Annotated in this window: 10 protein-coding genes; 1 reads left to right on the forward strand and 9 read right to left on the reverse strand. The window is 51.6% G+C overall.

Annotated elements, in window-relative coordinates; all coding sequences use genetic code 11:
• The 6 genes from VGS28_03130 to VGS28_03155 form a co-directional block, all read right to left on the reverse strand.
• A partial coding sequence (locus VGS28_03130) for a cysteine--tRNA ligase (protein HEV2412772.1) occupies positions 1-642 on the reverse strand: 642 nt, incomplete at its 3' end.
• A complete protein-coding gene (locus VGS28_03135; protein ID HEV2412773.1) occupies positions 593-1,660 on the reverse strand; it encodes a DHH family phosphoesterase in 1,068 nt (355 codons plus the stop codon). The genes VGS28_03130 and VGS28_03135, both read right to left, overlap by 50 nt.
• Positions 1,657-2,262 carry a recombination mediator RecR gene (recR, locus tag VGS28_03140; protein HEV2412774.1) on the reverse strand — a complete coding sequence of 202 codons (606 nt, stop codon included), beginning with the start codon at positions 2,260-2,262 and terminating at the stop codon, positions 1,657-1,659. Before recR ends, VGS28_03135 begins: the two co-directional genes overlap by 4 nt.
• Before the next feature lie 34 nt (positions 2,263-2,296).
• On the reverse strand, positions 2,297-2,578 hold the full coding sequence (locus tag VGS28_03145) for a YbaB/EbfC family nucleoid-associated protein (protein HEV2412775.1): 282 nt from the start codon (positions 2,576-2,578) through the stop codon (positions 2,297-2,299).
• Between the two features lie 39 nt (positions 2,579-2,617).
• The gene (locus VGS28_03150; GenBank protein ID HEV2412776.1) at positions 2,618-4,099 is read right to left on the reverse strand and encodes a glycosyltransferase family 39 protein; all 1,482 of its coding nucleotides are present in this window, start codon (positions 4,097-4,099) and stop codon (positions 2,618-2,620) included.
• A 119-nt stretch (positions 4,100-4,218) separates the two neighbouring features.
• On the reverse strand, positions 4,219-4,926 hold the full coding sequence (locus VGS28_03155; GenBank protein HEV2412777.1) for a hypothetical protein: 708 nt from the start codon (positions 4,924-4,926) through the stop codon (positions 4,219-4,221).
• A gap of 116 nt (positions 4,927-5,042) precedes the next feature.
• Here VGS28_03155 and VGS28_03160 point away from each other — a divergent pair, with 116 nt between their 5' ends.
• Complete coding sequence (locus VGS28_03160; GenBank protein HEV2412778.1) at positions 5,043-5,609, forward strand: NUDIX hydrolase; 567 nt, start codon at positions 5,043-5,045, stop codon at positions 5,607-5,609.
• Between the two features lie 35 nt (positions 5,610-5,644).
• On the opposite strand, the gene dnaB is transcribed toward VGS28_03160, so the two are convergent.
• The 3 genes from dnaB to VGS28_03175 form a co-directional block, all read right to left on the reverse strand.
• Positions 5,645-6,997 carry a replicative DNA helicase gene (gene dnaB / locus VGS28_03165; GenBank protein HEV2412779.1) on the reverse strand — a complete coding sequence of 451 codons (1,353 nt, stop codon included), beginning with the start codon at positions 6,995-6,997 and terminating at the stop codon, positions 5,645-5,647.
• A complete protein-coding gene (dnaX, locus tag VGS28_03170; GenBank protein HEV2412780.1) occupies positions 6,990-8,462 on the reverse strand; it encodes a DNA polymerase III subunit gamma/tau in 1,473 nt (490 codons plus the stop codon). Before dnaX ends, dnaB begins: the two co-directional genes overlap by 8 nt.
• A 147-nt stretch (positions 8,463-8,609) precedes the next feature.
• Positions 8,610-9,257, reverse strand: coding sequence for a hypothetical protein (locus tag VGS28_03175; GenBank protein HEV2412781.1), 648 nt, complete (start codon positions 9,255-9,257; stop codon positions 8,610-8,612).
• Positions 9,258-9,334 lie beyond the last annotated feature (77 nt).

Genomic DNA, 9,334 nt, shown 5'->3' on the forward strand with positions numbered 1-9,334 from the left:
TGAGAACTTCCAGAGAGCAAAGTCAGTATGATTACGCTTCTGAGGATTGAGCTCAACCCTGGCACCGGCTTTGAGGTTTTCAATATCAAGTCGGGCTAGCTTGCCGTAGTCCTTGAATTTAGAGGTGTCGAAATAGACCCCATCGTCAATAACGTAGGTGTAGCCTTTCTCTTCCAACTTCTTAATCAGCGCGATCTGTTCTTTAATATGATCGGTCGCCTTGACTAGGTGTGTGGGGTCAAGTGTATTGAGTACTCGCATACTCTCTTTAAAGTCGTCCAGATAGAACTCGGCTATGTCCCAAGCGCTCTTGCCCTCACGTCGGGCGCCCTTTTCAAGCTTGTCCTCACCCTCATCGGCGTCACTGACAAGGTGGCCGACGTCCGTCACGTTCATGACCCAGTCGAGGTGATATCCAAGATATTTAATCAACCGAGCCAGCACATCCCAGCGTATGTACGTCGCGTAGTTACCTATCTGCTGGTAGTCATAGACGGTTGGTCCACAGGTGTAGAGAGTGACTTGGTTATCGTGAAGCGGCGTAAACGCCTCGACCTCACGTGACATTGTGTTGTAGAGTCGTAAATCTGGCTCATGAGACGTCTTGTTGCTCATCGTCTCCTCTCCTTTTCTCGGTGTCATACGCTTTCATACACTCTTCGACGACACCGATTATCTCTCTTTCGACCTCCTCGAGACCTTTATCCGTTTTGATCTTAAAGCCGGCCGCATAGCCGTGCCCCCCGCCACCGAAATGCGAGGCTATCTTATCCAGAAAGTTCGAATCATTGCTTGCCCGGAGTTTGCCCGTATAGACCCCGCCCAGGTAGCTCTTGATCGAGATAGCTACGCGAACGCCTTTGACCATCCGCATCTCACTGATGATTAGGGCTGAGGGGTTATATTCGTCACTGTATTTCTCGATCTCTTCCCATGGTATGTGGATCATGGCGAGCTGGTTATCAAGGTGGTAGCTGATCCGTTCGATCAGCTTCGCCTTGTAGGCCAGAATGGCTGGTGATTTCTTGTCGAACTCGTGTCGTTCATCGTCTTGTTCGCTGATGTTGTAGCCGAGATCCATCAGGTCAGCAATGGCTCGGACGCTCGAGGGCTTTGTGCCAGAGCTCATCAGGCCGAGTGAATCGCCCAAAATCGCCCCGCCCATATGGGTAGCCGTTTCGGTGCTGATCTGCAGCTTGAGGGCGGTCGCCCAGTGAAAGAGCAACTCAGACGTAGCGATATATTCGGGATGATTCAGATAGATAACGCGATCGCCAAGCGATTTGACGCTGGTCTCTTCTCTGATTGTCGGATGATGGTCGAAGACAACGGCTGGCTTCTTCTTCAAAGTCGCCGCATAGACTGGATCGTCCATGGCGTGTCCGACGAGCTGTAGACTGCTGTTGTCGACCATTATCCAAAGATCAAAGTCGGAAGGCAGGGTGTCACTGATGCGATCCCAACCGTGGAAGTAGCGCAGGTATCTGGGGATCATCATGCCGCAATAGAGAGTCACCCGTTCGGTGCCCATATCAAGTAGAAGCCCTTCAAGGGCTAGAGCCGAGCCGACGCTATCTGAGTCGGGGTTATCGGCTTGAATTACGACGACATGTTTGGCGGCTTTGATCGCATCGTATGCCGCCTGCCACTCTTGGTTCATATAGTCTGTCTCCCCTCGAGAGCATGGCTTAGGGTGATCTGATCGGCATATTCGAGATCGACACCGACTGGGATACCCCGAGCTAAACGGCTGACTGTCAGCTTCTGTCCTTCCAGCTGGCGCTGGATGTAGAGAGCGGTTGCCTCTCCCTCAACAGAAGCGTTGGTGGCCAGGATAACCTCTTTGACCTTATCGTCTTTGATCCGTTTGAGTAGCTCTTTGATATGTAACTCGTCGGGGCTGCGGCCATCAATCGGCGAGATGGTACCGCCAAGCACATGGTATGTTCCTCTAAATTGACCGGTTCGCTCCAAAGCTACGACATCAAGCGGCTCCTCGACAACAGCTACCTGTTGTTTGTCTCGACTCGGATCGGTGTAGAGGTCAGATAGCTCTTGGCCGGCCGGAACGAGGGCGAAGGTTACTTTGCAGTAGCCGATCTTACTATGAAGGTCACGGAGTGATTCGGCTAAGTGGTTGGCGACACTTGGCGGGGCAGACAGAAGATAGGTCGCATATCGCTCGGCAGTACGTGGCCCAACACCCGGCAGATTGCCGAGTTCCTCGATCAGTTTAGTCAATGCAGGTGGCAATAGGGCCATAATGTTTCAGTCGAGATCCTAGTGTAAGTAGCCGTTAGAGACCCAGACCGCCCATTAGTGGTTTCATCTTTTCGGCAGCCACTTTCTGACTGCGGTCGATAGCGTCGCGGACAGCCTGCTCGAGCCAGCGCTCCAGCTCGCCGATATCGTCGAGATCCACCTGCTCGGGATCAATAGTAATCTTTTTAATCTTCTGCTCGCCCGTAATACGGACAATAACGGCGCCGCCGCCAGCCTCGATCTCGATGACTTCGTTGGCCAGTTCTTTCTGGGCCTTCTTCATCTTCATGATCATCTTAGCTTGATCAAATACCATAACGTGTATGTCCTCTTATCTTTCTCTAGTATTGTACCATCAACTCTCTTTAGGAGTAGGCTGGATAAGCCAGAACCGGAGGGCTCCGTGGATGTCGTCGTTGACGATTGGCGTGTAGGTATCGCCAGGGAAGGACGGGAGTGGATTGAGGCCATTGTCGAGCAGGAACGGGCCTGATGGCGCGGATGAAGTTGAGGTGACCACCTGAACGCCGGGATGAGTACGACTGAGAATTGTGTAGAAGGAGACGTTCTGGGGCTGGGAGATGATCAGAAGGTTGGGATGTTCTTTGATCTGTTCGTTGACCAAGGTCAGGTCGTTCGAATAGACACCATAGGTAGCCGGAGCGTTAGCCCACGCGACAAAGTATCTCTCATAGTGATAGTTGACGATGAACAGGAAAAGCAAGGCGATCGGAATAAGGCCAAATGTTCTGGCGTATGGGTTTCGGGGAAAGAGTGAGTACCAGTGGTTGACCAACACAGTTATGCCACTGGCCATGATGATGAAGACCGGGATAAGGTAGAGGGCGTAGTCGTGTGTCATTGGATTGAGGTTAGTAACGATCAGGATCAAGATCAGGCTGACACCGAGTAGCTGGGTGCGGACCGAATGTCTGTCACGAACGATCTGGTAGAGCCCGGCGATGAGCAGAGCTAGTGAGCCGATATCTAGAAGAGGCAGATGGTCGAGACGATAGGCATTGTCGATCGGGGCATACCACGTAATAGCCCGGAGGGTCTGCCAGATATTGTTAAGGAAGGTAGTGATGTGTGGCAGATGAGAGCTAAGACCGGCCAGCTCCCAGGCCTGTGAGGGATCTTTGTAAAGGCTCCAGCTAAGTGGTAGCAGAAGAACGACGAAGATGAGGATACCGAGTGCCCTGGAAGGGCCAGGAAAGACTGAGACCCGCCGTCTGATCTCCGGGTGGATCAGTAAGGTTAACAGGCCAGCTACAACGGCCCAGATGCCGTATGGCGTATAGAGAGCAAGAACCATAGCGAATCCAAAGAAGGCACCCCAAACCAACGACTCTTTTAAGCGCATCAGCTGCAGGGCGCTGTAAAAGACAAGGATCCAAACCAGCGGGATCATGCTGACAGGCGTACCACGCCTGGCAATGGCCAGGAACCAGTCGGAAGTAGCAAACAACACTGTTGCTAGGACTGAAACATGTGGTTTGTGAAGTTCGCGCATAAAGAGGAAGAAGAGGAAGGTCGTCACTAAGCCAATTAAGACCCCTGGCAGGCGGTCAGCGAGAACGGATAGTCCGAGCAGGCTCACACTTGCTTTTTGGAGCAGTATGTATGGTAAACTGACTGCGTCGAAGCCGCTCCTTAGGTGTGGCCATGCCCAGTAGTAGCTAGTCATGACACTCTGACGACCGGCCGCACTTATACCAGGTGCTACTCGTGTCAGTCCGAATGTCAGCAGAAATACAGTGCCAGCTATCAGGACGCTATAAGCCAGCCAATAGCGATATCGATAGAGGATAAGCTGCTGTAGAACGCTAGGTTTCATCTGTAGTCCTTATTATAACGCACTATCGTTTGTGTGGTGTGCTGGCTACAATGTTTTGTTATTTTCAATCGGTTCAGCAAGCCGATCAGACGCTCGTGGGCATTATCCTCGATACCTTGCTATAAACTCTCGCCTCCTGAATACCTGTAGCGCCACCCTTGATTTCTCCTACCGCTTCCAATGCGTAAGGCTGTCACGTTCGGATGACCTTTAAGGGCGCTGGTAAAAGAGTTAAATATAACTGGATCTACCGGACCGGCACCAAATATCCTTCGGTAAAGGCCCGTGGCAGAAATGGGTTGGCGTGAGTCGTCAGATCGTAAAATTCTGATCGCTTCAGCTACCATTACCTCTGTTTCTGTTATTTCTTCGCTCGTGGCGGCAGTCACTGAATAAAGCTCTCTGCCTCTTCCACGCTCATCCCTCGGATTACGTTCTCGCGATCTGTGCACACCTGGGCGACCCAATAGGGCGATTCGTAGCTCGCCAAGATATGAATATGGGAGGCTGCTTCTACTCTCGCCAAAGATCTGGTATGCGAGCTCCTGGAGACCGATATTAGGCGTCTCGGCGATGATCTCAAGTGCCCGGTCCACGACCGCATCAAGTGGTGTTTCAAGGCCTAGGAACGCTTGGGGAGGTTGCACTTCAGCAGAGGCAGCTGGATCATGTACTAAATAGCCCGCCAGCAACGCACGAGCGTCATCTATCGATACTCTGCCAGGAAGCGCCGAATCTCGTCCGCCATCATGCTCGACGTCAGCAAGTCCCGTCTCAAATTGCGGGGCCAAAAATCTGGGCTGCAGGGGATCACTATCGGGAGACATAGGACGACTACTTTAGCATATTATAACATTTAGTATAAGTATGATCAAGATATAAGTCGAATGACTACCCCATACCCGGACATACATCTGTTAAAAATCACTGATATAATTCGAATATGAACCGATCAGACAATAAGAATCCCTGGCAGACACTTACTAGTCGCATTGCCTATCAAGGCCCATATCTTACTGTACGTGAGGATAGCGTAATAACACCTGGTGGCACTAAAGGCGTCTACAGTGTGGTGGAGTCAAAACCTGGTGTACTCGTCATTGCTCAGAATGACAGCGACGAGGTGTACGTCATTGAAGCATTCAAATATCCGCTACAAACTTGGCGTTGGGAAATTCCTGGCGGCGGTATCGATCAAGGAGATACGCCACTACGGGCGGCTCAGAAAGAACTCGAGGAGGAACTTGGCCTTCACGCTGACAGATGGGATCAACTAGGTGATATGTATCCCTCGAACAACGGACCAATGAATGACCACAATCTTGTATTCTTGGCGCGTGAACTGCACCACGTCCCGAAGCGTCACGAAACTGGTGAAGCCATACAGCCGGCAAAAGCGCTACCATGGAAGTCGATCCTCGCCATGATAGAGGAAGGTGAACTTACTGATGGGCAGTCACTCGGCGCACTAATGCACTACATGTTGTGGCGGGAAAAGCAGAAGCTGTAGCCATCTTACTTTGCACGATTGTAAAGAGCGAAAATCTACTTACTGTGCTTTTTATCGATAGACAGGAATCGCATTCTCTCGGGGTGGAAGTAGAGCTCGACCTTGCCAGTCGGACCGTTTCGATGCTTCTTGATAAAGACATCGGTAATATGCGGTCGATCAGACTCCTCATTGTAGTAATCGTCACGGTACATAAACATGACCACGTCGCTATCCTGTTCAATCGAGCCGCTTTCTCGAAGATCAGAGAGCTGTGGGTGCGGTGGTGTCCTCGTTTCAACCGTTCGGGAGAGCTGACTGAGAGCTAAGACGGGCACGTTGAGTTCGCGGGCGATCAGTTTGAGACCTCGTGAGATCTCGGAGATCTCCTGAACACGGTTGTCGCCATATCCCCTGCCTCCGCCCGACATCAGCTGGAGATAGTCTACGACGATGAGACCCAAAGGTTGACCATGGGACTGTCGCCTGGCCTTTGTCCTCAACTGGAGAACACTGATACCTGGCGTATCGTCTATAAAGATCGGTGCTTCCGAGAGGACACCCATGGCCTGACCAAGTTTCTCAAAGTCTTCGTCACTGAGGTCCCCCGTCCGAATCTTCCAGGCATCAACACCCGCTTCATCAGCAAGCATACGATCAACCAGCTGTTCCTTGCTCATTTCTAAACTGAATATAAGCACCGGTAACTTATCGCCGACGGCGACGTTGTGGGCAAAGTTGACTGCCAGCGTGGACTTACCCATTGAAGGGCGAGCGGCCAGGACGACGAGGTCGGAGCGCTGAAAGCCGGCTAGCTTGCCATCAAGATCAGGATAACCGGTACTCACCCCGCGCAGCTTCGACTTATCGTTATGGAGTTCATCGAGTCGATCAAAGCTCTCCGTTAGGATCTGTTCCAGGGGGATAAGATCGTCATTGCTTCCCTTATCTGAGACAGCAAAGAGCTGTTTCTCGGCCTGCTCCAGTAGCATCTGCATCTGTTCCTCTTCGTCGTAACCGAGAGCGGCAATATCGCCGGCCGTCTTGATTAACCGGCGTCGGATGGCTTTCTCGTTGACTATATCAGCATATTGACCTGAATGCGCCGAGGTCAGCACCATATTGGTTAACTCGGTTAAGTAGGCTGATCCGCCCACATCTTCTAGCTGAGATCGCTTTTTTAGCTCGTCGGAGAGTGTCAGTAAGTCGATCGGGCTGTGTAACTCGAAGAGTCTGAGCATAGCGTCGTAGATCATTCTATGACGGGGATCGTAGAAGTCTTCGGGTGTCAGTTTGTCGCTGACCTGAATCAGGACATCATCGTCGAGTAAGATAGCGCCAAGCAGACTCACCTCTGCGTCAACGTTCTGTGGTGGTAGCTTACCGGCCGGTTTCTTCTTCTCAGACATCAACCGTCTCTCCTCCACCCATGATACCTAGAACAGTACTCGTTGTGCTCTGATCTGACAAGATCTTCTCGGCACTGACGTCGATCTGATCAGGTTCAGGGATGTGGCGAACGGCGTTCCTGTTGAGGATCATCTCTATGCGTGGGGCTAAACCAAGCACACCTGCGAGTAAATCCGTCAGCATCTTCTGGTATCTAGCCTGCTCGAGTCGTTTCTGATGAAGTGGATATCTATAGGTTAGCGTCAAAACGTATGTCTCGTTATCAAAGTGAGGAATAGCCTGTTTCAGGACGGTGTAGAGTGTTGGGCTCGACGCCTTGGCGGCTGCCATAACCTCGTTCCAAGTCGCCTCATCCATCTCTTTGTGCGCGTCAGACTTAGGTGTAACCTTTGGTACTTCAGCCTTGTCAGTTGCTTTCTTCTCCGCCTCTTTCTTTGATGGTGTTGGCTTCTTCTCCTCAACAGGGTGTCCAGATGGTGGTTTTGGTGGCTCATCTGAGGGCTTGTCGCCATGCGATCGCTTTGCTGCGAAGGTCACCAATACGACTTCAAGCTTAAGCTGTGAGTCATACGCACGCGGCACATCGATCAATTGATCGATAAGTTCATACAGAGAGCTGTCCCCTGGAGTTTTGGAGCGCAGCTCGCGCGTCAACTGATTGATCAAGGCTGTCGGGGTAACACCCTGAGCTAGAAGCAACTCGTACAGACTGAGCACCTCCTGGACCTGACCGTCGAGAAGATTTTCGAGTAGTGACTCAACCATTTCCTGTGGTGGCAGACCAAGGACTGAACGGATCAGTTCTGCCGTAACTGGTTGTCCGTTGGCGCTATTGGTAATCTGGTCAAGCAGTGAGACTGCGTCCCTGCCACTTCCACCGCTAAAATCTGCGATAAGTCGTAAAGCCCCGTCATCGATAGCCACCTTTTCTTTTGCAGCGATTGACTTAAGGAGTTCTACCATCTTGGCTGGTTCGATAGGAGCGAAGTGGAAGCGCTGGGTGCGGCTGACGATTGTGGCCGGCAGTTTATGGACTTCTGTTGTGGCCAAGATAAAGATGACGTGAGCCGGTGGTTCCTCGAGGGTCTTTAGTAGAGCGTTAAAGGCGGCCGTCGAGAGCATATGGACCTCGTCGATGATGTAGACCTTGTACTTCGCCTTCAGGGGCGCGAGTAGAACTTTCTCGCGAAGATCTCTGATGTCTTCAACGCCGTTGTTACTGGCGGCATCGATCTCAATGATGTCGAGAGCCGAAGCGTTGTCCTCATATGGGACATCGTTAACGGCATAAGCAAGAATACGAGCAATGCTCGTCTTGCCTACTCCTTTCGGTCCCGTTAGCAAGTACGCGTGGCTAAGGCGTCCTTCTTTGAGAGCGTATCGAAGAGTTTTGGTGATATGCTCTTGACCGACAGCTTCCTCTAGGGATCGGGGACGGTACTTACGGTATAGCGCCTGACTCATCAGACGGTCTCCCCTCCTTTTCAGACCTTATTATAGGTTGTTGTCGATGCTTGGACAATGCGCTTTAGACAAGCATACGGGTAGATCAGGGTAAAAATACACCCCGCCGATTAAGCGGGGTGCGGTCTTTAACTCAAAGTTTTTGGTTTAAGAGGTGCGTCGGTGTCTCATCTGTCGGAGGTAGATGAAACCGATAGTACCGATACCGGCTGCACCGGCAACCAGGAAGGGCATAAAGCCTGAACCAGTTACGGGGAGTGAAGTAGGCTGCTGAGGTTGCTGGGTAGGTGTCGGGGTAGGAGTTGGCGGAGGAGTTACGCAGGCCTGAGTACCGCCGTGTAGTGAGCCAAGTAGGCTACCTTTCGGGTAGAGTGGGCCACCGTTAGCGTCAGTAGCGCTAGTCCCCTTAACGAGGTCGACTTGGAAGTCACAGTCAGGGAGAGTCGTAGCGATGGTGTGAGTACCAACGCCAAATGTCTCAGTGATGTGCGAGAAGAGCTGCTGCTTGTCGTACGGCTTACCCTTCTTGGGGTTGGGAGCTTCCCAGCTGACGATAGTAACGCTTTGCTGACAGCTTGAGTCACCGGTTACAGTGACCTGGGCTGAGACTATACCGCCGCTGATTGTAAAACGGCTATCAGGCTGGCCAACACTGTCCTTCGTGCCAACTGCCACGATACTACAGGTAATGGGTTGTATGGAGGGAGTCGCCACAGCATGGACTGGGGCGGCAAAGACTACACCTGCAAAAACAGGAGCAATCAAGAGAGCTTTGAACTTATTAAAATACGTCATTGTGGTGAACCTCCTCTTAAAACTGACCACCAAATCTGCGATCACAAGTATATTAACATATAAGCAATATCTTGTCA

This window comes from Candidatus Saccharimonadales bacterium (assembly GCA_035945435.1).
Taxonomy (GTDB): domain Bacteria; phylum Patescibacteriota; class Saccharimonadia; order Saccharimonadales; family DASZAF01; genus DASZAF01.